General features: G+C 36.2%; 1 pseudogene. It reads left to right on the forward strand.

Features of this window, described 5'->3' with window-relative positions:
• Positions 1 to 276: 276 nt before the first annotated feature.
• Positions 277 to 425: pseudogene (locus ACFIK8_RS10205) on the forward strand (thioredoxin family protein); the annotation flags it as partial.

Consider the following 425-nt stretch of genomic DNA (forward strand, 5'->3'; position numbering starts at 1 on the left):
CCACGTGATTTGTTGCAAATGGCTCTTTATCGAAAATTGCTGCAGGCTATTCATCCCACCAAAAACGTCCAAGCTCTTCTTATCTACACCAAAGAAGCAAAAATTTTTAAACTTCCTTCTGAAAAGCTTGATGCGCTTCTTGATGAAATTGCTTGATAATCCAAGAAAATCCTTTCCTCTAAAGTTTTCTATAATTTATCTTTGTTATAACTTGATATGACGTGCCGTGATACCAATGTATAGAAATTAAATGTAAAGGATAAATCAATGACCTGTATAAAAACTGATAAGTGCAATTTCGAAAATGAAGTTCTTGCTTCTTCCGTCCCTGTTGTGGTTGATTTTTGGGCGGAGTGGTGTGGTCCTTGCAAAATGATTGCTCCGATTTTGGATGAAATTTCAACAGAAATGCAAGGCCAGATCAA

The sequence above is a fragment of the Bartonella sp. MR168JLCBS genome (assembly GCF_042194175.1).